The 24,849-nt window shown below is 54.7% G+C and carries 24 protein-coding genes; 8 read left to right on the forward strand and 16 right to left on the reverse strand.

The features are described 5' to 3' along the window. Positions 1-284: 284 nt before the first annotated feature. The 16 genes from dsrP to K4305_RS05095 form a co-directional block, all read right to left on the reverse strand. Positions 285-1,442: a sulfate reduction electron transfer complex DsrMKJOP subunit DsrP gene (dsrP, locus tag K4305_RS05020; protein WP_331561298.1), complete on the reverse strand. Its 1,158-nt coding sequence runs from the start codon at positions 1,440-1,442 to the stop codon at positions 285-287. Between the two features lie 9 nt (positions 1,443-1,451). Continuing rightward, complete coding sequence (gene dsrO / locus K4305_RS05025) at positions 1,452-2,228, reverse strand: sulfate reduction electron transfer complex DsrMKJOP subunit DsrO (protein WP_331561362.1); 777 nt, start codon at positions 2,226-2,228, stop codon at positions 1,452-1,454. Continuing rightward, positions 2,228-2,593, reverse strand: coding sequence for a sulfate reduction electron transfer complex DsrMKJOP subunit DsrJ (gene dsrJ / locus K4305_RS05030; RefSeq protein ID WP_331561299.1), 366 nt, complete (start codon positions 2,591-2,593; stop codon positions 2,228-2,230). The genes dsrO and dsrJ overlap by 1 nt, the downstream gene beginning before the upstream one ends. Before the next feature lie 10 nt (positions 2,594-2,603). Continuing rightward, positions 2,604-4,253 carry a sulfate reduction electron transfer complex DsrMKJOP subunit DsrK gene (gene dsrK / locus K4305_RS05035; protein WP_331561301.1) on the reverse strand — a complete coding sequence of 550 codons (1,650 nt, stop codon included), beginning with the start codon at positions 4,251-4,253 and terminating at the stop codon, positions 2,604-2,606. Between the two features lie 2 nt (positions 4,254-4,255). Then, the gene (gene dsrM / locus K4305_RS05040) at positions 4,256-5,251 is read right to left on the reverse strand and encodes a sulfate reduction electron transfer complex DsrMKJOP subunit DsrM (RefSeq protein WP_331561303.1); all 996 of its coding nucleotides are present in this window, start codon (positions 5,249-5,251) and stop codon (positions 4,256-4,258) included. Then, a complete protein-coding gene (locus tag K4305_RS05045) occupies positions 5,248-5,694 on the reverse strand; it encodes a hypothetical protein (RefSeq protein ID WP_331561304.1) in 447 nt (148 codons plus the stop codon). Before K4305_RS05045 ends, dsrM begins: the two co-directional genes overlap by 4 nt. Before the next feature lie 83 nt (positions 5,695-5,777). Then, positions 5,778-6,071, reverse strand: a complete 294-nt coding sequence (gene tusB, locus K4305_RS05050; protein WP_331561363.1) for a sulfurtransferase complex subunit TusB — start codon at positions 6,069-6,071, stop codon at positions 5,778-5,780. Positions 6,072-6,083: 12 nt separating this feature from the next. Further along, the gene (gene tusC, locus K4305_RS05055; protein WP_331561305.1) at positions 6,084-6,455 is read right to left on the reverse strand and encodes a sulfurtransferase complex subunit TusC; all 372 of its coding nucleotides are present in this window, start codon (positions 6,453-6,455) and stop codon (positions 6,084-6,086) included. Between the two features lie 5 nt (positions 6,456-6,460). Continuing rightward, positions 6,461-6,820: a sulfurtransferase complex subunit TusD gene (gene tusD / locus K4305_RS05060; RefSeq protein ID WP_331561306.1), complete on the reverse strand. Its 360-nt coding sequence runs from the start codon at positions 6,818-6,820 to the stop codon at positions 6,461-6,463. Between the two features lie 48 nt (positions 6,821-6,868). Then, complete coding sequence (locus K4305_RS05065) at positions 6,869-7,240, reverse strand: hypothetical protein (protein WP_331561307.1); 372 nt, start codon at positions 7,238-7,240, stop codon at positions 6,869-6,871. A gap of 49 nt (positions 7,241-7,289) precedes the next feature. Next, complete coding sequence (locus K4305_RS05070; protein ID WP_331561308.1) at positions 7,290-9,023, reverse strand: NAD(P)-binding protein; 1,734 nt, start codon at positions 9,021-9,023, stop codon at positions 7,290-7,292. Positions 9,024-9,041: 18 nt separating this feature from the next. Beyond that, a complete protein-coding gene (dsrB, locus tag K4305_RS05075) occupies positions 9,042-10,121 on the reverse strand; it encodes a dissimilatory-type sulfite reductase subunit beta (RefSeq protein WP_331561309.1) in 1,080 nt (359 codons plus the stop codon). Positions 10,122-10,206: 85 nt separating this feature from the next. Continuing rightward, positions 10,207-11,466 carry a dissimilatory-type sulfite reductase subunit alpha gene (gene dsrA, locus K4305_RS05080; protein ID WP_331561310.1) on the reverse strand — a complete coding sequence of 420 codons (1,260 nt, stop codon included), beginning with the start codon at positions 11,464-11,466 and terminating at the stop codon, positions 10,207-10,209. A gap of 72 nt (positions 11,467-11,538) precedes the next feature. Then, a complete protein-coding gene (locus K4305_RS05085; RefSeq protein WP_331561311.1) occupies positions 11,539-11,874 on the reverse strand; it encodes a TusE/DsrC/DsvC family sulfur relay protein in 336 nt (111 codons plus the stop codon). A 421-nt stretch (positions 11,875-12,295) separates the two neighbouring features. Then, complete coding sequence (locus K4305_RS05090) at positions 12,296-13,696, reverse strand: cobyrinate a,c-diamide synthase (RefSeq protein WP_331561312.1); 1,401 nt, start codon at positions 13,694-13,696, stop codon at positions 12,296-12,298. Between the two features lie 2 nt (positions 13,697-13,698). Further along, on the reverse strand, positions 13,699-14,178 hold the full coding sequence (locus K4305_RS05095; protein ID WP_331561313.1) for a rhodanese-like domain-containing protein: 480 nt from the start codon (positions 14,176-14,178) through the stop codon (positions 13,699-13,701). Between the two features lie 370 nt (positions 14,179-14,548). Here K4305_RS05095 and K4305_RS05100 point away from each other — a divergent pair, with 370 nt between their 5' ends. The 8 genes from K4305_RS05100 to nifK all read left to right on the forward strand — a co-directional run bounded on the left by K4305_RS05100 (position 14,549) and on the right by nifK (position 24,816). After that, the gene (locus K4305_RS05100; RefSeq protein WP_331561314.1) at positions 14,549-15,721 is read left to right on the forward strand and encodes a homocitrate synthase/isopropylmalate synthase family protein; all 1,173 of its coding nucleotides are present in this window, start codon (positions 14,549-14,551) and stop codon (positions 15,719-15,721) included. 5 nt (positions 15,722-15,726) lie between these two features. Beyond that, positions 15,727-17,361 (forward strand): sigma 54-interacting transcriptional regulator, encoded by a 1,635-nt coding sequence (locus K4305_RS05105; protein WP_331561364.1) that lies wholly within the window; start codon positions 15,727-15,729, stop codon positions 17,359-17,361. 188 nt (positions 17,362-17,549) lie between these two features. Further along, positions 17,550-19,559 carry an ATP-binding protein gene (locus K4305_RS05110; RefSeq protein ID WP_331561315.1) on the forward strand — a complete coding sequence of 670 codons (2,010 nt, stop codon included), beginning with the start codon at positions 17,550-17,552 and terminating at the stop codon, positions 19,557-19,559. Between the two features lie 600 nt (positions 19,560-20,159). Beyond that, positions 20,160-20,984: a nitrogenase iron protein gene (gene nifH, locus K4305_RS05115; RefSeq protein WP_331561316.1), complete on the forward strand. Its 825-nt coding sequence runs from the start codon at positions 20,160-20,162 to the stop codon at positions 20,982-20,984. Positions 20,985-21,002: 18 nt separating this feature from the next. Then, a complete protein-coding gene (locus tag K4305_RS05120) occupies positions 21,003-21,356 on the forward strand; it encodes a P-II family nitrogen regulator (RefSeq protein ID WP_331561317.1) in 354 nt (117 codons plus the stop codon). Continuing rightward, positions 21,356-21,733, forward strand: a complete 378-nt coding sequence (locus tag K4305_RS05125) for a P-II family nitrogen regulator (protein ID WP_331561318.1) — start codon at positions 21,356-21,358, stop codon at positions 21,731-21,733. The genes K4305_RS05120 and K4305_RS05125 overlap by 1 nt, the downstream gene beginning before the upstream one ends. A gap of 37 nt (positions 21,734-21,770) precedes the next feature. Further along, positions 21,771-23,411 (forward strand): nitrogenase molybdenum-iron protein alpha chain, encoded by a 1,641-nt coding sequence (gene nifD / locus K4305_RS05130; protein ID WP_331561319.1) that lies wholly within the window; start codon positions 21,771-21,773, stop codon positions 23,409-23,411. A 25-nt stretch (positions 23,412-23,436) separates the two neighbouring features. Beyond that, on the forward strand, positions 23,437-24,816 hold the full coding sequence (gene nifK / locus K4305_RS05135; protein WP_331561321.1) for a nitrogenase molybdenum-iron protein subunit beta: 1,380 nt from the start codon (positions 23,437-23,439) through the stop codon (positions 24,814-24,816). The last annotated feature ends 33 nt before the right edge of the window (positions 24,817-24,849 follow it).

Here is a 24,849-nt window from a genome sequence, read left to right on the forward strand (position 1 = left end):
TTAGCTGGTTAGCTGGTTAGCTGGTTAGCTGGTTAGCTGGTTAGCTGGTTAGCTGGTTAGCTGGTTAGCTGGTTAGCTGGTTAGCTGGTTAGCTGGTTAGCTGGTTAGCTGGTTAGCTGGTTAGAAAAAAACCGGCTTTCAGCCGTCTTAAATTCCCGGTTTCGGAAAATTCTTTTACTGAAAATAGCGTTTTTCCGCGGCGTGTAAGCCATCTGCCACATAAAAAAGCCTGCCTTCAGACGAAAGCAGGCTTCAGTAATTACACCAGTCCACCAGAATCAGGCTTACGCCTCCTGCTCTTTTTTCACCGTCACGGCAACCTTCAGCAGCAGCGTCAGCACAAGGATGCCCACGGCCCAGATACCGAGCGTGACGCCAAGTTCCGTCAGGGTGACTCCATATTCGGTGATCTCTTCGAGCGGATTTGGCACGAAGCCGCCAAGCACCAGCCCTACCCCCTTGTCGATCCAGATGGAAGCCACCATACCCGCGCATGCGGCAACAAGCCATTTCGAAGTCTGACGGAGTTTCGGGTTCATCAGTACCGCAAGCGAACCGAACCCCAGGAACAGCGACAGCCACATCCACGGCACAAGCGCGCTCTTGCCGTGCAGACCGAAAAAGAGGTACTGCAGGCCATGCATGTGCGTCGGCACGTTGCTGTAGAAAGCCGTAAAGAACTCGGTGCCTATCATGAAAAAGTTCGCCGCTCCGGCGTATGCGGCAAGCACGGCAAGCTTCTGGCGCGCCTCGTTGCCCGCATCGAATCCCGTGGTTTTCTTCAGGACGAGAGTCACGAGAATGAGCAGCGCGGTTCCCGCGGCAAACGCCGAGGCAAGAAACCTTGGGGCAAGCACGGCCGTCAGCCAGAGATGCCTTCCCGGAAGCCCGGCATAAAGAAACGCCGTCACGGTATGGATGCTGAACGCCCAGGGAATCGAAAGGTAGATGACGGGCTTGACCCACTTCGGCGGCGGCACGCCCTTGCGCTCGGCGCCGAGCACCGTCCAGGCGCTCACGAGGTTGATCACCAGATAGCCGTTAAGCACCATCACATCCCAGAACACCATGGCATGAGGCGAGGGATAAAGCAGCACGTTCAGCACCCGGTCGGGCCGGCCCATGTCGGCAAGAATGAAAAGCATGCACATGAGCGTAGCCGCAACAGCCATGAACTCGCCGACAATCACGGTTTTGGCGAACGCCTTCTGGTTGTGCAGGTAGTACGGAATCACCACCATCACGGCCGAAGCCGCCACACCGACAAGAAAGGTGAACTGCGCGATATAGAGTCCCCAGCTAACGTCGCGGCCCATGCCGGTAACGGTGAGCCCTTCCCACATCTGGCGCGAGAAGGCGGCATATCCGGCTCCGATGCAGAGCAGGAGAAGTCCTATCCAGAGCCAGTAGTTCCGGCTTCCTTTCAGAGCTTTTTCAATCATGGGAATACCTTAGATAATGTAAAATACTGACGGTTTCGTGCCGAGTTCGGGTTTGCGCTGCATGGTTTCGTTCGATTCGAGCAGTCTGCGGATTTCCGAAGCCGGATCGTTCAGGTCGCCGAAAACCAGCGCAGCTTCGGGGCAGGCCTCCACGCACGCGGGTTCCTGACCTTTCACCAGCCGTTCGGAACAGAAATTGCACTTCTCCACCACACCCTGCATACGGGTAGGATATTCCGTACTCGCAAGCCTGATGCCCTCCCTCGGATCGCGCCAGTTGAAACTGCGGGCACCGTAAGGACAGGCCGCCATGCAGAAGCGACAACCGATGCACCGGTGGTAATCCATGGAAACAATACCGTCCCAACGCCTGAAAGTAGCTTCGGTAGGACACGCCTTCGTGCACGGCGGCTCCGCGCAGTGGTTGCACAGCGCGAGGTAAGGCCTTTCGGTCACTTCGCTGCTCTGGAACTGGCTGCTTGCAGTGGGAAACACCTTTTCGTACCCGCTTTTCCATATCCACTTCACTTCGTCCTTTCGGTTGCCGAAATCGGGCACGTTATGGGTGAAATGGCAGGCAGCCACGCACTCCCTGCAGTTACCGGAGCATTTGCGGGTATCGATGAGCATGCCCCAGCGATGTTTGCCGGGTTCAGGCTTCTCGTCCCATGCAGGAAACACGGTTTTTTCGAGCGAAAGCGCCGGGAACAATCCGGCTGCCGAACCGATGCCGGCAAGAAGTCCGATACCGGCTTTTTTAATAAATGATCTGCGGTCTTCGTTCATCAGGGCGCCTCCATTGGTGAAATATGGCAGTTCCAGCAGTTCGGCTTCACATTGGCGTACATGTGGCAATTGAAACAGAACATTCTGTTGTTCGAATGGCAATTGAGGCAGCTGTTCAGGCTTTTGTCGATCTTCCGGCCGTCGGGAGCGACATGCACCCGATTCCCGTCGCGAACCGAGGAATGGCGCCACTCGTCAAGCACACGCATATGATTGGCTTTCATATACTCTTTCGATGCGATGCAGGCCGAACTGTCAACCACAGCGGTCGCAGCAGGAGCGGCAACCTTTTCCGCCTGGCTCTCCTGATGGCGGAAAGCGTAGATACCGGCAAGCACCACAATAAGCAGCGATGCTGCCGTCATAACGATTTTTTTAGTCAACGTCGTCCTCCTTGTCCTCAAATCCGGTCATTGGGTCCTCCCTGAGATCTTCGGTTCTCTTTTTTTCTCCCTCCATAACGAGAGCGTTGCCGACCAGCTCGTGCAGTCCGTAGACCGACACGCCGGGGTTCCAGTACCGCATGAGCGGCGGAAGGCTGGCCCGGTCGATGGCGCAGATGGTGACGAGCGAATTGACCTTGTGCTTCTCCTTCACCTGGCGCACGGCGTTCGCCCTGGGAAAGCCCCCCTTCATGCGCATCTCCATATACTCCTCGGCATTGATGCCGCTGCCCGAACCGCAGCAGAAGGTCTGCTCGCGGATGGTGTTTTCCGGCATCTCGTGGAAAGAGTTGCACACCTTGTTCAGGATGTAGCGCGGCTCCTCGAACATGCCCATGCCCCGTGCGACATTGCACGAATCGTGGAAAGTGGTACGCAGGTGATCGTTGCGCCGCGGATCGAGTTTCAGCTTGTTGTTATGAATGAGATCGGCGGTGAACTCCGCAATATGCACCATCTTCGTAGCTTTCGCGTTGGCGAACTTCGTTCCCGTTATGGGTGAAACCGGCTCCTCGAGAAAGTTCGCCGGACCGTTCATGGTGCTCATGTACTGGTGCACCACGCGCCACATATGGCCGCACTCGCCGCCGAGAATCCACTTAACCCCGAGCCGCTCGGCTTCGTGATACATCTTCGCGTTCAGCTTGCGCATCATGTCGTTCGAGGTGAAGAAACCGAAGTTCCCGCCCTCCGAAGCATAGGTGCTGATGGTATAGTCGAGCCCGATATGCTCGAAAAGCAGCAGGTAGCCCATCATGGTGTAAACTCCGGGGTCGCCGAACACGTCGCCTGAGGGCGTTATGAAAAGAATCTCCGCCCCCTTGCGGTTGAAGGTGGGGTTCACCGTCACTCCGGTCAGCTCCTCGATGTCGTCAACGAGCGACTCGATGTTCTGCACGAAAGTGTGCGGCTCGATGCCGAGATGGTTGCCTGTACGGTTGCAGTTCGCCACCGGAGCAAGAATCCAGTTATTGTTCACACCGATGAGCTGCAGAATCTCGCGCACCATAATGGTAATTTCGGCGGTATCGATGCCCATCGGGCAGAAAACAGAACAGCGACGGCACTCGGTGCACTGGTAGAAATACATGTACCACTCCCTGAGCACCTCTTTGGTAAGCTTGCGCGATCCGGCAAAACCCTTCAGAATCTTCTCCACCATCGGAAAATCTCCCCGGTATACCGAGCGCACCAGTTCGGCACGAAGCACCGGCATGTTCTTCGGGTCTCCCGTGCCGAGAAAGAAGTGGCACTTGTCGGCGCAGGCACCGCACCGCACGCAGGAATCGAGATAGAGCTTCAGGGAGCGATACTTTTTTATCCGCTCCCGCATGCCGTCCATGAGAATCTTCTGCCACCCTTCGGGCAGCTTCCAGTCATCGTCGACAGGGTTCCACTTGCGCGGATTGGAAAAACCGAGTTCCTCGATCACCTCGGGCTTGGCCGGAAAGCAGAAGTTCCCCTCGCGGAACTCCACCGGCATCTCCCACCACTCCATTTTGGCATGATCGCCTTTCAGCGGGCTCGGCTTCTCCTCCATCTCGCGGATGAGATCGGCCTGTTTCGGTAGATATTTCGACATGGTTACTCCTTTTCGAGAGGCAGTTTCGCCTTTTTCATCTTTTCGCGGTAATCCTCCTCGTACTCGCTGTAGGTACGGATCTTCATAGGCTGACGCCAGGGATTGACATGCATCTTCTCCCGGCTGTTATTCAGCATGGTGCGCGTGGGACTCAGAAAAATCGCCCCCATATGCATGAGTTTGCTGAACGGAAAGTAAAGCAGCAGGACGCAGACAAGAAAAAGATGCACGTAGAAAAGCGTACCGATTTCGCCTGGGGGATCGAAACTGAAGTTCATCAGCCGCAGCATCTGATCCTTTACCGGCATCACGTCCACCTTGGCGATATAGCGCATCAGCACGCCCGCCCCCACGATGCCGCCCAGAAGAAAAAGCGGAAAATAATCCGTCGGCAGCGAGATAATGCGCATTTTTGCGTCTGCCATCCGACGGATAAACAGAAAGGTGATGGCCGACAGCACAAGCGCGTCGGTGATGTAAAAAGCAGGAAGCGTAATATCGAAAAAGCTGTCCATCTGATCTAGAACATCGATAAACCCGGGCGGCATCGCAAAAAAGAAACGCGCATGGCGCACAACGATCACAAGCATCGACCAGTGAAAAACGAGCCCCCCGAGCCACAGCCACTTTGACGATCCATACGCAAGATCGGGCCCATTGCGAAACTCGGCCTTGTTGTTACGGAAAAGCGACCTGAACAGCAGCACTTCCGAAAGCACCCGAACTGCCGCATGCCACGGTTTCGAGGGGCTTTCGATCTTATCCTGTCTGATCCATTCGAGCGACTTTTCCTGTCCGCAGGTGGACGTGATATTGTACGGAACCGGACGGCGAAGCCAGTCCACCATCCTGTACACGAAACCCGCAACAAACAGCAATGCAGCAGCATACGGAATGACGACACCGAACAGATAATCGAGCCCCGCGTACTGCACACCGACGAAAGGAACGAGCGCAAGCCCGCCAACCATTCCCAAAGGCAGCAAGATCTTTTTCATGAACCGGTCCTCCTGAGCTGCATGTGCATTTTGCTACGGCTCTCTTCGACCTTGAGCTGGTAGATGGTTTCCCGATGCTCCATGAAACGATCGAACGATTCGAAAACAATCTCTTCGATTCTCGCCGCACAGAACGTGCCGTCGCCTTCGATGCCCCCGATATCCTGCAGAATGCTCCTCAGCTCCCTGAACAGCGACAGGCTTTTCGAAGGTGGGAACGGATGCACGGCAAGAATGCGCGTCAAGCGCATCACTCCCTCCCTGCACAGCTCCCCCTGGTCGTGAAAGCCATCAAGTATCATTCCCATTGCGTCGGCAAGCGCCTCAGCCAGCGGTGTTCCGGGAACCATTTTCCCGGAAAAAAGGTCGAGGCCGCATTCGTGCCATCGCTTCAGGATAGTCTCCCGGTTATCCCGGATGATCCGCTCCCAGGTTCGAGTCATAGGATCAGAGGTAAAAAGAATTAACAGAAGATCATCTTGCACAGAACGCTCAAACGGATAGCTCCGGAAGCGTCCATATAATTTCAGAGCCAGCTGTTGACCTGATGCTCAGCCACCAGATCGACGAAGCCATCGTAATCGACCTTCGCCACACCCTCGGCAACACTCGAAATACCCCGAGCATCAAGATCGGGCTGCAGCGCATAGACAGGATTGTTCATTATAACACCGGCAAGCTGTTCGGCAAACCGGTTCCCCTCCTCGACGGCATAAACACCGTTCTCTATGAACAGCACCGGATCTCCCGGCTGAATGAACCTGACAGCCGTTTCGAAACTGTCGCTTGAAAATGGAGATTTATTGATGGTATGCAGCATTGACATAAAACTTTAATGGTGAATGACGACGTCCTGCTGGTTCATGAGCGCCCCGATTTCGGCAGAATCAAGCACCTCCACATCCACAACAAGATCCTCTTCCGAAAGTCCCCTCTCCTCGAGCGAAACACGGTCGACGAAAAGCTTCTCTACGTCGTAACCGTCAAGCGCCATGAAAGTTTTGGCGAATCCCTTGATACCGATCCCGGCCGTATCCTGGTTCTTCCTGAGGGCATAAATGCCGTCGCCGATGAACACTACCGACAGATCCTGCTCGTACGCTGCCATAATAAGGATCATTTCAAGACCCTCGTAGGTATAGATCGTACCGTGAGGCGCATGACGCATCACGTGCATGATCTTTTTCACATGTTCGTTTCCCATAGTTTTCAGTCTCCGAAGGTTAAAAGTCTGTCGTTGCGGATAGCGATATCGGTCAGTGTGCCGAGTCCGGTGATCTCGCCGCCCTCGATCAGCACCTCGTCGCAGATGCCGCGACGTTTCGAAGCAGCGATGCAGGCAAGAATCTCAACACCATGCTCCTTGTGCAGCTGATCCCATCGGGCGGCAATGTTCCGGTCGTCCTGGGGGGGATCCATCATTTTCGTCACGTTGGTGACGCCGTCGTTGTAAAGGAACACGGCATCAACCGTATGCCCCTTGCGAATTGCCGCTTCGGCAAACTTGTAGGCCGTATCGGCTGCCTGGTGGTTATACGGTCCTTCCTTGAGCAGGATTCCTATTTTCACGGTAAGAAAATTGTAAGGTTAGGGAAAACTTGCCCCCTGCCTGTCGCGTCAGCAGCAGGCAGCGGTCTCCTCCATCGCCGCCTCGTACAGAGACAGCCAGGTACGGGAGTACTCCGCAATCGGTTTCTCCATGTACTGTGCGAAATACAGTGCGTCGATCGCCTTGCCGATATCGCCAGCCCTGAGCGCTTCAAGCGCCTTCCGGCCGTAAGCCGATGTATCCTCGGCCGTCAGCTCCACCTGTCGCCAGTAGTTCCGGGCCTCCTCGCGGCAGACTGCGGTTCTAGGCAGCGCCATGGCCTCCTTCAGCGAACCGACCACGACGCCGCGCGGCCCGAAAGCGGCACTCCAACCCGCCTCGACCCACTTCGACGTGCGATCGAGAGCCTCTTCCGTCTGTTGAATAAGAGCTTCGTACATTGCCTTCCTGTTATATAGTTAATGGAACCACTCTCCACTCTCCTGCCCCCTAAAGCCCGTCCCCCATCCCCATCTGAATGTACCCGGAGGGGCAGACCAGCGAGCAGATGTGGCAGCCGACGCATTTCGAATAGTCCGTATAGACCTTCTCGCCCTCGGGATTGTCGCGGAACCGGCTTACGGCTTCCTGCGGACAGAACGAAACGCACTGCTTGCAATCGAAACACAGACCGCAGCTCATGCAGCGCGCGGCTTCGGCAAGAGCCTCCTCTTCTGAAAGCGCCACAAGCAACTCGTCGTGATTGCCGACAACATCATCGGGCACAACAGTCTGTCGTTTCGCCTGCGGAGACTGAAAGAAGTACAGCACGTCCTGCTTCTGCACCTTGGTCACTTCGCGGTAACCCTGTTCAGGCAGCGGCTGGCCATTGAGGAACGCATCGATAGACTCCGCAGCCTTGCGGCCGTGACCGACTGCTGTGGTAATGAGATCGACCTTGATGGCATCGCCCCCGCCGAAAACCTTCTCCTTGCCGGCTATACGGAAATGGCGATCGACCTTCAGCCATGGACGGCCGTTGACGACCGTTTCAAGACCCTGCATATCGGTAGTCTGGCCTATGGCCGCAACCACCATATCGCCCTCGATCTCGAACGTTTCGCCGGAACTTCTGTACCGGAAAAACGGAATGGGAGAGTTCCACCCCTCTTCGCCTTTATCCTTCTTCATCATCCGCGAACAGACGAGGCCGCGAACACCGCCATCATCCGAAAGCAGACCGGTAACGCCGGTCAGATAGTGCATCACGGCGCCTTCATGCACCGCATCATCGAATTCGTTCTGAAAACAGGCCATCTCATCGCGCGGCACACCGGAAACCACAACGGCTTCCGATCCAAGACGCAGGGCAAGGCGGGCCACGTCCATGGCAACGTTTCCGTCACCGATCACAATAACTTTTTTGCCGACAGGAATATCGTCGCCGAGCACCTCGTAGTTGCGCAGGAAATCGATAGCGTTGGTGGCTCCTCGGGTCGTGTCGAATCCCTCTACCGGCAGACCGCGCCCCACCTGGGCACCGACTCCCACAAAAACGGCGTCGTATTCCTCTTCGAGCTGGTCGAGCGTGACATCCTTTCCGACACGCACGCTCATTTTCAGTTCGAGACCAAGATCGGTAATGCGTTTGATCTCCGCCTCCAGCACCCTCCGATCCACACGGTACCCCATAATGCCGTACAGCACCATGCCGCCAAGCTTCTCATTGGCATCGTAAATGGTCACGGCATGGCCCCTGCGGCGCAGCTGATATGCCGCCGACAAACCTGCCGGTCCGCCGCCGATCACCGCAACGCGTTTTCCGGTATCCGGTCCCGGACCGGGAAGCTTAAGACCCGCCTCGATCCCGAAATTGCCCACAGCCTGCTCAAGGGCATTGATGGCAACGCTCTCGTCATGATACTGCCGGTTGCACCCTTTCTGGCAGGGATGCGGGCAGATCCTGCCCATTACAGCTGGAAAAGGGTTCATGGTTACAATAGTCTCCCATGCGGCTTTCCAGGCATCTTCGCTTTTTTCGGTACCGTTCAGCAGACGATTGTATCCGCGGATATCCTCCCCTGCGGGGCACTCGGCCGTGCAGGGGGGCGTCTGACGGACATAAATCGGGCATTTGTGGCTGCTGTCGCCGAACGCCACGATCTTGTCAGTCCCCTCCAGTTCGGCAAAAGCCGGAAACTGGTAATTGATCGCAAAATCGAGGATTGGATTTGATTCCACCATGGTCATTATCTCCTTCGGTTAGAACCGGACGTGTGCCGACTGGTTGAAGGTGGTTCTGGCATGACGATAGCTGTCGATCATATTGTCATCGAACGTCAGGCCGGTTTCTTCGAAAAAGCGCTTCCAACCGATACGGTTGATCCACTCTCCCACGCGCTCCCAGGGACGGCCGCCGGCTTTGTAAGCCGTGAGGATCTTGCCGATCACTTCGGTCACCTCGGGCCAGCGGGGAGGATTATTCGGCAGATTATGCGCCACGATGCTCATGGTCGAGGGTTTGGTACGGGCATTGCTGTTCTTGCCGCCGACCCAGACCGCGAACTTCGAATGCTCGGGATGATTGATCTCCATGGCGGGACACGCTCCGAAACATGCGCCGCAGCAGATGCACTTGGCCTCATCCACCATAAGGGAACGCTTGCCGTTCACCACCGTCGGCCTGATGGCCGCAACCGGGCATCGGGCGACTGCTTTCGGCAGCTCGCATATGGTAGAAAGATGGTCGTGATTGATACGGGGAGGACGGGTATGCTTCACCACAATGGCAATATCGGCCTGACCGCCGCAGTTGATCGCGCAGCAGGAAGTCGAAAGACGCACCTTGTTGGGCATCTGCATATCCTTGAACTCCTTGTAGACGGAATCCATCATGGACTTCACCACACCGGAGGCGTCGGTTGCAGGAATATCGCAGTGCAGCCAGCCCTGCGTATGCGCTACCGAAGAGACGCACATGCCGGTACCGCCGACAGGAAAACCGAGCGACTCCAGCTCCGCAATCATTGGCTCGACATTATCCTGGTTCGGCGTGAGGAACTCGACATTGTTACGAACCGTAAAACGCAGATAACCGTCTGCATATTTATCGGCAATATCACAGAGTACCCGAACCATATCCACCGTATCCTGACGAGGAGTCCCGGCCCTGACGGTCCAGATGGTATCGCCGCTCTCGGCAACGTGCCTGAGCACGCCCGGTTTGGGAATTTCATGGTATTTGAATTTGCCGTAATTCTTTTTCACCACCGGATGAAGAGCCTCTTCATAGGTGTGAGGACCCGACTCTATGGTCTTCCAGTTTCTTGCAGGACTGCTCATGATGTTACTTTTCCGTTTGGGTGTAGTGCCGCCCTCCGGGCAGCTGATTCATGGTTGTTTTTCAGGCTTTACGTCCCGGCCGCACTCAGTACGGCGCCTTGAAGTACGGGTTATCGCGCGGCCTCGACACCATATTGATGTCCGCTTCGAGCCCGACGCCGTCGAGGAACTGCTTGAGACCGACGCGCTCGATGGTTTCGCCGATACGCTCGTGGTCGAGTCCGGCATCTTCCCACCAGTCGATTATCTCCTCGATCTGCTCGATGAACGCCTCGATATCCTCGTCATCCTCCATCTTCATGAACGGTATCACCAGGGAACCCATGTTTACGCCGACCTTGAGCGTATTCTTGCCACCCATCAGAAGCGAAATACCGCGCTCCTTTCCGGGAGAAAGCGCTTTCGGCATAACGTTCAGGCAGTGCATGCACCGCACGCAATCCCTTGTTTCTATATGCATTTCGCCATCTTTGAGCGAAATCGCTTTGGTTGGGCAGAGATTGATCACCTGATTGACCAGCGCGTCCATTCCTTTCTTCTCCACCCACGCATTCACCTCGTCGCGATCGACCTGTATGGCATCGCGCCACGTACCGATAACGGCAAGATCGGAACGCATGATCGCATTGGTGCAATCGTTCGGGCACCCGGAAAACTTGAACTTCAGCTTATAGTTCCACTCCGGACGGTGCAGAACACCAACGAAATGCTTGAGGGTTTTCAGATGCAACTTGAGGTTATCATAGCAGGCATTTTCGCATCGGCCTGGACCGATACAGGAGACTGCAGTCCGCATACCGGCGCCTGCGCCGCCAAGATCCCAACCCTTCCGGTTGAGCTCGTCGAAACACTGCTGCACTTTATTCTGCTCGATACCCTGCAGCATGATGTCCCCTGTCTGGCCGTGCAGCGTGATGATGCCGCTTCCATACTTCTCCCAGATATCGCACAACTCGCGCAACATGGCGGTATTGTAATGCAGGCCAGGAGCCGGCTGGATCCTCATCGTGTGAAACTCGGCCGCCTCCGGAAACTTGTCCTTTATCATCGAATAGCGCGTAATGATACCCGCGCCGTACCCGTCAACCGTCACAAGACCGCCTTTCCAGTACCCCATCTTCGTATTGTAGGAGTATTCGAGCTGGTCCATAACCCCGCGAAGCATCGGCTTTTTTGTCCGTTCAGCAAGCCCCTTGAAGCCGGATATGAAGCTTGGCCACGGGCCGCTTTCCAGCTCGTCAAGCATGGGGGTGGGATTGAGAAACTTTCCGTTTCCGTTCCCCTCAGCATGGCACCCCCCGCAATGATGCACTTCCTGTGAAGAAGCATCTGTCGCACCTACCATAGTTCCTCCTTTAATTCACCGTTAAAATGGGTTTGAAAAATCGGTCATCCGCATTACCGGAAATCCCTTCAATTACACGCAGCCCGTCGGCTTCGGCAGTCCGGCAATCTTGCAGGCCTGAAGCGCAGGACCTTTCGGGAACATTCCGTAAAGAAACTCCGAAGCCTCTTTCTTGTCCATACCTTTCTCGGCCGCGATAGCCTTTGTCAGTACTTTCACCGCAGGAGCGATCTGGTACTCTTCATAGTAGTTCCTCAGAAACTTTATCAGATCCCAGTGCGGCTCTTCCATCCTGATATCCTCACCCTCGGCGAGCTTGACCGCAACATCCTCGTTCCAGTCCTCAAGATTGACGAGGTAACCGTTTTCATCGGTTTCGTAGCTGACGCCATTGACTTCAATACTCATGATTCGCTCCTGTTGAGATGTTAAGTAAACAGTTGATGACCATCCCCTGCCGCTCCGGGACGCCTGATCCGAACGCCGTCAAACGGAAAGAGACAAGAAGATAATTAGTTATATATTTATATAACTATATAGTAATAAAAGAAACAATAAAAATCAAACACCGCAATAAGAATTTCAGCTTTTCTGCAAGGCGTAATCAGATGTGGACACGATATCGCAAAACAGTATAAAAACGACCGGCCCTTGGTGCGGAAACGTCACGCGCGCCATATGAACTGGAGGTTACGGATACGCGTAAAACATTAAAACAGTTATATAACTATATAGTAATAAAAGGAGAGGGTTTTTTCAAACCGAAGATGCATTTTTTTGTTTTTTTGCGAACCGGGCAGCCCCGATGCTGACGAAGCGAGAACCGAACTCAGGCGCGCCAGGAGCCGGCAAGCGCCGTAAACCGCGCGGCCCACTGCGGATTGCCGATCGCATGAAGGTGGGCGTAGGAAGCGAACAGACGGTTATACAGTACCCCGTCATGCCGTCCGGTTACACCCCGCCCGCGCATGACGTCGAACTGCCACGAGCACGATCCGCAATCCTGAAGGGGCGAAGAGTAATGGAACTCGTGCGCCCTCACCGCCTGGCCATGATCGAACCAGTGGCTCCCGACCGCGCTCTTCAGCTGGAGGTAGCCATGACCTGCGGGACGCACACCGAAACCGATGTCGAAGGGCAGGATGCCGGCAAGCGAAAAAGTTTTTCCCCCGAAGGTTCCGCTCCTGGAAAGCCAGATCAGCCCGCCGCATTCGGCATAGAGCGGCATACCGTCGTTCACCCTTTCGCGAACTTCGCACATCAGAGCGCGATTGGCTTCGAGCTCCCGGAAAAACGATTCCGGAAATCCGCCTCCGAGATAGAGCCCCTGTATGCCCGAAGGCAGCGAAGCCTGACGCATGGAGTCGATGAAAACCAGCTCGGCTCCGCACTCCCGAAGCGCACGAAGATTATCCGGATAATAGAAACAGAATGCCGCATCGCGGAACACCCCGATTCTCGCCTTCCCCACAGCGGTGAGCCGACTTTCCTCACAAGGCACCGGCGGCAACGGGGACGCCTGAAAAAAAAGCGAACGAATCGCATCCATATCGCAATAGCGCGATACCAGATCCGCAGCCTCGCCTATGCATGCCTCGGCCCCGGCAGTTTCGCCGACGGTCGTCAGGCCGAGATGGCGCTCAGCGATCGAAAGCCTTTCATCGGCAGGAATTGCGCCAAGCACAGGCACCTTGCACCAGGTTTCGATTGCAAGCCGCTGCTTGTCGGCATGGCGCTCGGAGCGCACCTGATTGAGTATGACGCCGGCAATCACGGTATGCGGCTCCATTGCCTGCATGCCCATCACGATACCGGCAGCTCCCCGGTTCATCTTCCGGCTGTCGATAACAAGCAGCACCGGAGCCTGCAGCAGCGAGGCAAGACCGGCGCTGCTGTCGGAACCATCGAGCGACAGACCGTCGTGCAGTCCGTGATTGCCTTCTACAAGCGAAAGCGTTCCCCCGGAACCATTGCGCACAAAAGAGGCAAGACACCCCTCGCTGCCCATCAGCCAGGGATCGAGATTATAACTTTCCCGCCCGGACGCAAGGCGGTGCCACATGGGATCGATATAATCGGGACCTTTCTTGAAGCAGGTAACCGCATCCCCCCTGCCCGAAAGGGAGGCCGCGATGCCGAGCATCAGGGTCGTTTTTCCCGAACTCTTGTGGGGAGCCGAAATCATCAGCCGGGGCAGGGAGAGGCATTCCATAACCGCTTGCCGATACATGGCTACCGGATATCTTCCGGCTTCGGACGCCTCTGATCGGGACGCAGCTTCGACGTGAAGAAATCATCGGCGACCTCTTCATCGACCACTCTTCCCTCCCGATCCACCAGAGGTTCCTCATAATCATTCCACCCTCTGAGCCCGGTACTGAGCGATACGACGTTCTGATAGCCAAGCAGCTGCATCACGGCCGCTGCCATCACGCTGCGACGGCCCGAACGGCAAACCACCACGATCTCCCGCTCACGCGAAGCGGCAAGTTCCGGCACGGTCTCATCGTAATCCCATTCGCAGGCAGACTCGATAATACCGCGGGGAACGCCGAGCGATCCCCTGATATGCATGGCATCGAACTCATAAGGCTCCCGCACATCAACAACGAGCAGGTCGGAATTCCCGGCCATGCGTGCGGCAAGATCCCATGGCATAATCTCGCGCACGCCGGCAAGACAATCCCGGATCAGGTCGTTAAAAGTCAGCATAGCTACTGTACTGTTATCGAGGGTTTTCGGTTAAAACTAAAGGCCAGGCGCCGTTTTGCACCTTACTTTCCGAGTATAGCGCATAGCCCGCATATTTCCGAAAACCAGGCAAATTAATTCCCGTCGCGCAAGAGACCCGCCCGGATGCAGACCTCTCCGACAACCCAGCCCACAGACCGGTCTACTCTTGTATGGGCAAGTCCGGTATCGAAAAGATCCATAACAGAAATAACACTAAAATGTCTGAAATATTATTTTAATCGCTATATTAAGCCTTACTTATTAAGGATTTTTTAATAAAAAACTTAATAATAAACACAACACGAACCAATACAGGCACTGTGAGGTTGAAACAGAGAACCGAAAAGCCATGACGACAACATCATCCCGGCACGAAAGTCCGAGGGTACCGCAAGCCTGGATCATCGATACGACCCTCCGGGACGGAGAACAGGCTCCTGGCGTGGTTTTCACTCCTGCCGAAAAAACGCGCATAGCCCTGATGCTTGCCGATACGGGTGTTGACGAACTCGAAATCGGATACCCGGCCATAAGCGAAGACGAATGCCGAGCCATCAGAGCAATTACCCGGCTCGGTCTGCCCCTGCGGCTCACTTCATGGGCCCGGGCGGTCTGGCAGGATATCGAACATGCCGCCGCGAGCGGAAGCGAGGGCGTGCATATCAGCTTTCCGCTCTCGAACCTCTACATGGAACTGATGGGCAAAAATTACCAGTGGGTACGTGAGCAGCTGCACGAGCTGGTTCCGAGAGCCAGACGGATATTCGACTTCGTCAGCGTCGGCGCGCAGGATGCCACGAGAGCCGACAGGGAACTTCTGCTCGCGTTTTTTCGCGATGCTTCATCCTGCGGCGCCCAGAGGGTAAGAATCGCCGATACCGTCGGTATAGCCACGCCGGGTTCGATCACGGCGCTTCTCGATACGATCAGGAGCACCGACCATCCGCCGATCGAATTTCACGCCCACAACGATCTCGGCATGGCCACAGCCAACGCATACACGGCTCTCGAAGCCGGATGCGACGCGGTAAGCGTCTCCGTTACCGGCCTCGGCGAACGCGCCGGCAATGCGGCTCTCGAAGAACTCGCCGTTGCGCTCAAACTTTCCGGAAAGTTCGCCACCCGCCTCGACACCACCCGTCTGGCTGCGCTCTGCGAAACCGTAAGCAAGGCATCAGGAAGAGCTGTTCAGGAACAGAAACCGGTTATCGGCAAATCCGCATTTCAGCATGAATCCGGCATTCACTGCGCAGCGCTGCTCAAGCACCCGCTCTCCTATCAGCCCTTTCTTCCCGAGCAGGTTGGCCGGAACGACAGCGAACTGGTCATCGGCAAACACTCAGGCAGCGCGTCAATTCATCACTTCTACAACTCACACGGCATCAGCCTTTCGAAGGAGGAAAGCGGAAAACTGCTTTCGGCAGTAAGAAAAACCGCCGGAGAGAAAAAAAGAGCGCTGACCGAATGCGAACTGAAAACCATCTACCGTTCATATTGCGAGACAAGGAACCCATTACCATAAGAACCATGCTCACACCCCAGAAAAAAGAAGACAGCAGTATCAGCCTTCTGGCCGAGGTCAGCAGAACCGTCACCATCGAAAACGATATCGGCAAGGTGCTCCGCCTGGTACTCTTCATCATGTCGGAACACATGGACATGCTGCGCGGCATGATCACCATTCTGAACCGCGACAACGGCGAAATCGTCATCAACGAATCCTTCGGACTGAGCGAAGAAGAAAAAGAACGCGGCCGTTACCGTATAGGAGAAGGAATCATCGGTCAGGTCGTCAAGACCGGCAAGCCCGCACTGGTGCCCAACATCCAGGAAGAACCGCTTTTTCTCGACCGCACCCGTTCACGCCGCAAGACAAGCAAGGAAGACCTCTGCTTCATCTGCATTCCCATAAAATCAGGCACGGAAATCATCGGTACGCTCAGCGCCGACCGCCATATAGAACCGCAACTCCCCGTCGATCCGACAAAAAGGATCAATGCTGAAAACCAGCGGATGGATATGATGCAGCACCATGTCGATCTGCTCTCCATCATCGCCTCCATGATCTCCCAGGCCGTCCGCCTCAAACAGCTCGCTCACGAAGAAAGCACAAACGGCAGAAAACACCATGGACACGACACCACTGCCCGGATTGCCGCTCATATCGGAGAAGAGGAAAAAACCGAAGAAAACCATGAGGATACGGAGCGTCCCTCAAACATCATAGGCAATGCCAAGCCCATGCTCGGGCTGTTCCGGATGATAGACAAAATCGCCGGAACAAGCGCGACCACGCTCGTACTCGGAGAAAGCGGCGTCGGAAAAGAGCTGGTAGCAAGCGCAATCCATTTCAAAAGCCGGCGAGCCGACAAGCCCTTCATAAAATTCAACTGCGCGGCGCTTCCCGAAAGCATTGTCGAAAGCGAGTTGTTCGGCCATGAAAAAGGCGCATTCACCGGAGCGGCGGGCATGCGCCAGGGACGGTTCGAGCTTGCCCATAGCGGCACGATCTTCCTCGACGAAGTCGGAGAACTCAGTCTGCCGGTGCAGGCCAAACTGCTGCGCATCCTGCAGGAAAAAGAATTCGAACGGGTAGGAGGCTCCAAAACCATCAAAGTCGACGTACGGGTCATCGCCGCAACCAACAGGAACCTTGAAGACCTCATAAAAGACGGGCTTTTCAGGGAAGACCTCTACTATCGCCTTAACATCTTCCCGATAACGGTTCCTCCTCTGAGGGAAAGAAAAACAGATATACTCCTGCTTGCCGACTATTTCGTCGAAAAATACAACCGGATGAATCAGAAAGGGGTCAGAAGGATCTCGACAACATCGATCGATATGCTCATGCGCTACCACTGGCCGGGCAACGTGCGCGAACTGGAAAACTGCATCGAGAGGGCGGTCATCCTCAGCGAAGACAACGTCATTCACGGCTACCACCTGCCGCCGAGCCTGCAGACGGCAGAATCGAGCGGAACGCCCTATACCGGCTCCCTGCAGCAGAAACTCGATTCCATAGAAAACGAAATGATCATCGAAGCCCTCAAACGCACAAAAGGAAACATGTCCCGGGCTGCGGCGCAACTCGGCCTGTCGGACAGAATCATGGGCCTGCGCGTTAAAAAATTCAATATCGATTACAGAAAATTCAGAGTATAAACTCCGGTACCGACTATCAATCTCACAGATCTTTCCGTTTTCGAGTACTTTTTTGTAAAATACCGAATATAGAGGTAAAATAGCATACATATAAGCGGAACAGCAAAGAGCTGTAAGGATACCCCCCAGACTTTTACCAGGAGCAATGGAATACCGATATTCCGAACTCCTGAAAAGGTAAAATCCGAATGAACAAGACCTCATCTGAAACATACGGTTCCGCTCAGTTTGCCTACGCCAATCTTGAATTCAAACCGGAATGGCAATACGAAAACCCGAAAACCGGGGTTTTCTACAGTAATGCGGTCATTCCCCACAGACTCTTCTTTTCTTCCATAAGCGGACCGATCGAGCTGGAAAGCACGACGGAAGCCATAGACATTCTCGAAAGGCTTTTCGACAGCGGAGTACTCGACAACTGCTCCTACATAAGAATTGCCGATTATTCCGGCGTCGTAAAAGCATCCTTCAACTCGAGGCTCCTCTATGCCAATGCGTTGAACCGGCTGCATCGCCGGCACAACTGCTCGCCATCCATAACCTATATCTGCGGAGCATCGCCCCTGCTCAAGTCGATGCTCCGCCTTTTCGCCACCTTTGTTCAGCAGGCTTTCGCCTTTGTCCCCACAACAGAGGCGGCCTTCGCCGCAATCAACTCCCATTCCGGAGTTCCCGGACATGAATCGGCGACAAGCGTCAGCATAACACAACATGAAATCGACCTGTTCGCATCGCAATGCGCAAAAATTCTGTTCGACGATACCTGTCGCCGGACAGATCCCGATATTGAGGCAGCAATGGCGGCACACCCCCTCCACGACCTCTACGCGATCATTTCCCTCCTGAACAAAGACCTCAGAGAAATGCAGCAGAGCGACAAAGAACAGAAACACCAGCTCGAAGCCGCTCTCGAAAACACAAAATCGCTCTACGATAAACTCCTGCAGGAAAAAAAGCTGGTGGAAGAAAAAGAAAAAATTCAGCAATTCCTTATCAGCAAGCTTGAAAGCGCAAAAGAGGAAGCCGAGAGCGCAAATAAAGCCAAAAGCATCTTCCTGGCCAATGTCTCGCACGAACTGCGAACTCCGCTGCATGCGGTAATCGGAATGACGGAACTGCTCACAACGACAGAACTCGATACGAAACAACAGGAATATACCGACATCATCCTTGCCAGTTCCGAACAACTGCTCCAGCTCATCAACGACATTCTCGATCTGAGCAGCATCGACGCGGGTAAACTGAAAATGGAAAAAAAAGCCTTCAGCCTGCAGGAACTGCTTGAAGAAACCCTCTCGCGGATCTCCTTCAGGGCGGCAAGCAAGAAGCTCGACATTACTATCGAAAAAGACCCGGACATCGATGCCATACAATACGGCTACCCGGTGCTCCTTCGTCAGACGCTTGCCCACCTGCTTGACAACGCCGTAAAATTCACCTACAACGGCAGAATCATCGTCTCGATACAGAAACTGTCTGAAGACGAATCCGGCCAGCGGCTCAGAATCAGCGTTTCTGATGAAGGAATCGGCATACCGGACGACAAAAAAGACCTGATTTTTCAGCGATTCACCCAGCTCGATCCTTCAGCCACCCGCAAGGAAGGAGGTACAGGTCTCGGACTGACCATCGCAAAACAACTGACCGAACTGATGGGCGGCTCCATCAACGTCATCAGCAGAGAAAAACAAGGCACGCAATTCAACCTCGAAATCACCTTCCCGACAATATCCGAAAAGAACCCCTGCCCCGCCGAAGGCGCCGAAAACGCCACACGGCACCCGGAGACCGAAACCCCCCGGACACAACCTCCCGCCGAACAGACAATACTGCTGGTCGAAGACAATCAGATCAACAAAATGGTCGCGGAAGCGATGATCACCAAACTCGGCTACAAGCTGGACTCTGTAATCAACGGTCTCGAAGCACTCGAAGCTCTCAGAACGAAACGATACTCCCTGGTGCTTATGGATCTTCAGATGCCGGTCATGGACGGATTCGAAACGGCAAAAGCCATCAGAAGCGGCACCTCGGGCGTGCTCGATAAAGATATCGCCATTATCGCCATGACGGCCAACGCCACCGCCGAAGACCAGAACAACTGCATTGCCGTCGGCATGAACGACTACCTTTCAAAACCGGTAACAATCAGAACTATCGATAACACCCTCAGAAAATGGCTGTCGGTACAAAGGTAACGCACCTGAAACTCGAGCTTTAGCCTGCGGCAATCATCCCGACGGCCGACATACCCGCATATATCCGAAAACCTCCATTTATGTAACATTTCCATTCGACGTCCGACTTCGCCGACACAGGCCGAAGACCGAAAACACCCGCTGTAACACTGAAAAACACGATCGTCCTCCTGAACGGCACGCTTCGCTTTCAAAATCCGAAAATTTCACGCCCCCCCGCTCAAGCAAAGACAATCCGCAACCCCACAGACGACCATGCACCCCTTCCGTGCCGGAAACCAGCGACGCAAAAACCTACATTTCGGTGCATTCATGCAGCAGGATACCATTATGTAGGTTTTTCCCCTTCAAAATGACAGCGGCACCGTCATCGGACTCTCCCTTTTCAGCATCGTCAAAAAAAAAAGAAATACTCCTTAATATATTTATATAAAAGGACTTAACCATCACGAACACCTGCCGTACCACAAACAGGATGGGCGGAATGCGTCGTTCTGGCACGTCATTTGCATACTCTTAATCATAATTATTCAGGCAAAACCATATCTCAGTCTGAATATTTTATACAGAACACAATGAAAACCTAAATAAGAACGAAACATGAGAAAAGTCGCGATTTACGGAAAAGGTGGCATCGGCAAGTCAACCACGACACAGAACACCGTTGCCGGTCTTGCGGAAATGGGTAAAAAAGTCATGGTCGTCGGTTGCGACCCGAAAGCAGACTCGACCCGCCTCCTGCTCGGCGGCCTGCAGCAGAAAACCGTACTCGACACCCTGCGGGAAGAGGGAGAAGAAGTTGAACTCGAAGACATCATCAAAGAGGGATACAAAGCGACACGCTGCACCGAATCCGGCGGACCCGAACCCGGCGTCGGATGTGCAGGCCGAGGCATCATCACCTCGGTCAACCTGCTCGAACAGCTCGGCGCTTACGACGACGAATGGGATCTCGACTATGTGTTCTACGACGTGCTCGGCGACGTTGTATGCGGCGGCTTCGCCATGCCGATCCGCGACGGCAAGGCAGAAGAGATCTACATCGTCTGCTCCGGCGAAATGATGGCCATGTACGCGGCAAACAACATCTGCAAAGGCATTCTGAAATATGCCGATGCCGGCGGCGTGCGCCTCGGCGGTCTCATCTGCAACAGCCGCAAGGTCGATAACGAGCGCGAGATGATCGAGGAGCTGGCCCGCAGGATCGGTACCCAGATGATCCACTTCGTACCTCGCGACAACTTCGTCCAGCGCGCGGAAATCAACCGCAAAACCGTCATCGACTACGATCCGACGCACGCCCAGGCCGACGAATACCGCACGCTTGCACGCAAAATCGACGAAAACAAAATGTTCGTCATACCCAAGCCGCTCGAAATCGACGAGCTTGAATCGCTTCTCATAGAATTCGGCATCGCCAACTAATAAACGGAGAACTCGCACATGTTAATGATCAGAACAATCGTAAGGCCTGAAAAAGTACACGACGTCATGCAGGGCCTCCTCGATGCCGGCTACCCGGCAGTAACCAAAATCTCGGTCGTCGGACGCGGCAAACAGCGGGGTCTTCGCGTCGGCGACGTGGTATACGACGAACTGCCCAAAGAGATGCTCTTCGTGGTTGTTCCCGATGCCGACAAGGATTTCGTGATCAGGGCCATTCTCGACAATGCCAAATCCGATGCCGAAGGAAAATTCGGAGACGGCAAAATCTTTGTATCCGCCGTCGAAGAGGTCTACACCATCAGCTCCGGAACGAAGGAAAGCGAGCCGACTCTGGCCGGCAAGGAGGCCTGATGAAAGAGATCATATCAGTCATCCGCATCAACAAGGTGAACGAAACCAAAAAGGCGCTCGTCGATGCAGGCATTCCCGCATTCACGGCAACCGGAAGAGTCATGGGCCGCGGCAAAGGCCAGGTTCACTTCGATATCCTTCAGGGCGCCCAGGCCGGTCATCCGGAAGCCATCGCACAGCTCGGCAACGCACCGCGGCTGGTTGCAAAACGCATTCTGACCGTTGTGGTTCCCGACGAACTGTGCCAGAAGGCCATCGACACCATCATCAGAACCAACCAGACCGGCAAACCCGGAGACGGAAAAATATTTGTCACCCCGATCCTCGACACCATCAGGGTCAGGACCGGAGAGGAAGGCGACGAAGCGCTGAACTAACGAGAACAACTTACAAGGTGTAAACGGAGAGAGTTACATGGAGGCTATGAAACAATATCCAGATCCGTCCAGAATCAGGGAGGAACTGGTACAGAAATACCCGGCTAAGGTCGCAAAAAAACGAACCAAATCGATCGTCATCAACGACCCTGAAACCATACCTGAAGTACAGGCGAACGTCCGAACCGTTCCCGGCATCATCACCCAGCGCGGCTGTTCATACGCAGGCTGCAAAGGCGTTGTGCTCGGACCGACCCGCGACATCGTCAACATCGTACACGGGCCCATCGGCTGCAGTTTTTACGCATGGCTGACCCGTCGCAACCAGACACGGCCGGAAACCCCGGAACATGAAAACTATATCACCTACTGTTTCTCCACCGACATGCAGGAAGAGAACGTGGTATTCGGAGGCGAAAAGAAACTCAAACAGGCAATTCAGGAAGCATACGATCTGTTCCATCCCAAATCCATCGCGATCTTCTCGACCTGTCCCGTCGGTCTGATCGGCGATGACGTGCATGCCGCATCAAAAGAGATGCGCGAAAAACTCGGAGACTGTAACGTCTTCGGCTTCAGCTGCGAAGGCTACCGCGGCGTCAGCCAGTCCGCAGGCCACCACATCGCCAACAACGGCGTGTTCAAGCACATGGTCGGCCGCAACAACGAAGTAAAGGAGGGCAAGTTCAAACTGAACCTGCTCGGAGAATACAACATCGGCGGCGACGCCTTCGAGATCGAACGCATTTTTGAAAAATGCGGCATCACGCTCGTTGCCTCCTTCAGCGGAAACTCCACCGTCGGCCAGCTCGAAAACTCGCACACGGCCGATCTCAACGTTATCATGTGCCACCGCTCCATCAACTACATGGGCGAGATGATGGAAACCAAATACGGTATCCCGTGGATGAAGGTGAACTTCGTCGGAGCCGAATCGACCGCCAAATCGCTGCGCAAGATTGCCGAATACTTCGACGATACCGAACTGAAAGCCCGGGTCGAAGAGGTGATTGCCGAAGAGATGCCGAAAGTAAAGGCAATCATCGACGAAATCCGTCCCCGTACCGAAGGCAAGACCGCCATGCTCTTCGTCGGCGGTTCGCGCGCCCACCACTACCAGGATCTCTTCACCGAGCTTGGCATGACGACGGTAGCCGCAGGATACGAATTCGCTCACCGCGACGACTACGAAGGCCGTCACGTTCTTCCGAACATCAAGATTGACGCCGACAGCAAAAACATCGAAGAACTGAAAGTAACCGCCGATCCCGAGCTCTATCAGCCGAGAAAAACCGAAGCTGAGCTGGAAGCACTGAAAGAAAAAGGGCTCGAAATCAACGGCTACGAGGGCATGATGAAACAGATGATGAAAAAATCGCTCGTCATCGACGACGTCAGCCACTATGAATCCGAAAAGCTGATCGAGATCTACAAACCGGACATTTTCTGCGCCGGCATCAAGGAAAAATATGTGGTCCAGAAAATGGGCGTACCGCTCAAGCAGCTGCACAGCTACGACTACGGCGGACCCTACACCGGTTTTGTCGGCGCAACCAACTTCTACAGGGATATCGACCGCATGGTGAACAACCCCGTCTGGAAGCTGATCAAAGCTCCATGGGAAAAAGCAGGAAACGCAGAAGGCACAGAACTCGAAGCCGCTTACGTGACACAGTAATCAGGAAACAGGAGACTATTGAACCATGTTATTAAGACACACACCAAAAGAGGTTAAAGAGCGCGAAGGACTGACGATCAATCCGGCAAAAACCTGCCAGCCGATCGGAGCCATGTACGCCGCGCTCGGCATTCACGGCTGTCTGCCTCACAGCCATGGCTCCCAGGGCTGCTGCTCCTACCATCGCAGCACCCTGACCCGCCACTACAAGGAACCGGTCATGGCTGCCACCAGCTCGTTCACGGAAGGCGCTTCCGTGTTCGGCGGACAGGCCAACCTGCTCCAGTCGATCGAAACCATCTTTGCGGTCTACGATCCCGACATCATCGCCGTGCACTCAACCTGCCTGTCGGAAACCATCGGCGACGACCTGCAGCAGATCACCAAAAAAGCCAGCGACGACGGAAAAATTCCCGAAGGCAAATACGTGATCTATGCCAGCACCCCGAGCTTCGTCGGCTCGCACGTAACCGGCTACGCCAACATGCTGACCGGCATCGCAGAGCAGTTCGCCCGGTCAACGGGAGAAACGAAAGATCAGATCAACATCATCGCCGGCTGGATGGAACCATCCGACATGCGCGAAATCAAGCGCCTCTCCAAGGAACTCGGAGTGAAGATCGTGCTTTTCCCTGACACCTCCGACGTACTCGACGCGCCGCAGACCGGCAAGCACGTCTTCTACCCGAAAGGCGGCACCACCGTCGAAGAACTCAAAAGTGCCGGCGACAGCAAATGCTCGCTCGCCCTCGGCTGCATAAGCGCCGAACCTGCGGCAATCGGACTCGACAAAAAATGCAAGGTACCGTTCGAAACCGTCGATATGCCCATCGGCCTCAGCGCGACCGACCGCTTCATCATGTCGCTCAGCAAGGCGGCCGACGTCGAGGTTCCGGACGAAATCACCGCGGAAAGGGGCAGGCTCGTCGATGTCATGACCGACATGGAACAGTACTTCTACGGCAAAAAAGTGGCGCTCTTCGGAGATCCCGACCAGCTCATTCCGCTCACCGAATTTCTGCTCGACCTCGGCATGAAACCGGTCCACATCGTCAGCGGCACCCCTGGCATGCGTTTCGAAAAACGCATGAAAGAAATCCTCCAGAGGATTCCCGGGGCAAACTTCAAAAACGGACTCAATGCAGACATGTTCCTGCTTCACCAGTGGATGAAGAACGAGCCGGTCGATCTGCTTATCGGCAACACCTACGGCAAATACATTGCCCGGGACGAGAACATTCCGTTCATCAGGTTCGGCTTCCCGATCCTCGATCGCATCGGCCACAGCTACTTCCCGAACGTCGGATACACCGGTTCGCTCAGACTGATCGAAAAAATCCTCGGCGTCCTTATGGACCGCCAGGATCGCGAAGCTCCCGAAGAGAAGTTCGAACTTGTCATGTAAAAAAGGGACTGAAAGAACAAAAAGACCAAAGGA

The organism is Chlorobium sp., assembly GCF_036528655.1.
Classification (GTDB): Bacteria; Bacteroidota; Chlorobiia; order Chlorobiales; family Chlorobiaceae; genus Chlorobium.

Coding starts and splice junctions, on each gene's coding strand:
- K4305_RS05125 (WP_331561318.1), top strand. CDS start 21,356: ATGAAAGAGATCATATCAGTCATCCGCATCAACAAGGTGAACGAAACC.
- tusC (WP_331561305.1), bottom strand. CDS start 6,455: ATGGGAAACGAACATGTGAAAAAGATCATGCACGTGATGCGTCATGCG.
- dsrM (WP_331561303.1), bottom strand. CDS start 5,251: ATGAAAAAGATCTTGCTGCCTTTGGGAATGGTTGGCGGGCTTGCGCTC.
- K4305_RS05065 (WP_331561307.1), bottom strand. CDS start 7,240: ATGTACGAAGCTCTTATTCAACAGACGGAAGAGGCTCTCGATCGCACG.
- dsrK (WP_331561301.1), bottom strand. CDS start 4,253: ATGTCGAAATATCTACCGAAACAGGCCGATCTCATCCGCGAGATGGAG.
- nifH (WP_331561316.1), top strand. CDS start 20,160: ATGAGAAAAGTCGCGATTTACGGAAAAGGTGGCATCGGCAAGTCAACC.
- dsrP (WP_331561298.1), bottom strand. CDS start 1,442: ATGATTGAAAAAGCTCTGAAAGGAAGCCGGAACTACTGGCTCTGGATA.
- K4305_RS05120 (WP_331561317.1), top strand. CDS start 21,003: ATGTTAATGATCAGAACAATCGTAAGGCCTGAAAAAGTACACGACGTC.
- nifK (WP_331561321.1), top strand. CDS start 23,437: ATGTTATTAAGACACACACCAAAAGAGGTTAAAGAGCGCGAAGGACTG.
- nifD (WP_331561319.1), top strand. CDS start 21,771: ATGGAGGCTATGAAACAATATCCAGATCCGTCCAGAATCAGGGAGGAA.
- dsrB (WP_331561309.1), bottom strand. CDS start 10,121: ATGAGCAGTCCTGCAAGAAACTGGAAGACCATAGAGTCGGGTCCTCAC.
- K4305_RS05090 (WP_331561312.1), bottom strand. CDS start 13,696: ATGTATCGGCAAGCGGTTATGGAATGCCTCTCCCTGCCCCGGCTGATG.
- dsrA (WP_331561310.1), bottom strand. CDS start 11,466: ATGGTAGGTGCGACAGATGCTTCTTCACAGGAAGTGCATCATTGCGGG.
- K4305_RS05095 (WP_331561313.1), bottom strand. CDS start 14,178: ATGCTGACTTTTAACGACCTGATCCGGGATTGTCTTGCCGGCGTGCGC.
- K4305_RS05085 (WP_331561311.1), bottom strand. CDS start 11,874: ATGAGTATTGAAGTCAATGGCGTCAGCTACGAAACCGATGAAAACGGT.
- K4305_RS05105 (WP_331561364.1), top strand. CDS start 15,727: ATGCTCACACCCCAGAAAAAAGAAGACAGCAGTATCAGCCTTCTGGCC.
- K4305_RS05110 (WP_331561315.1), top strand. CDS start 17,550: ATGAACAAGACCTCATCTGAAACATACGGTTCCGCTCAGTTTGCCTAC.
- tusB (WP_331561363.1), bottom strand. CDS start 6,071: ATGCTGCATACCATCAATAAATCTCCATTTTCAAGCGACAGTTTCGAA.
- dsrJ (WP_331561299.1), bottom strand. CDS start 2,593: ATGACGGCAGCATCGCTGCTTATTGTGGTGCTTGCCGGTATCTACGCT.
- K4305_RS05100 (WP_331561314.1), top strand. CDS start 14,549: ATGACGACAACATCATCCCGGCACGAAAGTCCGAGGGTACCGCAAGCC.
- K4305_RS05045 (WP_331561304.1), bottom strand. CDS start 5,694: ATGACTCGAACCTGGGAGCGGATCATCCGGGATAACCGGGAGACTATC.
- K4305_RS05070 (WP_331561308.1), bottom strand. CDS start 9,023: ATGGTGGAATCAAATCCAATCCTCGATTTTGCGATCAATTACCAGTTT.
- dsrO (WP_331561362.1), bottom strand. CDS start 2,228: ATGAACGAAGACCGCAGATCATTTATTAAAAAAGCCGGTATCGGACTT.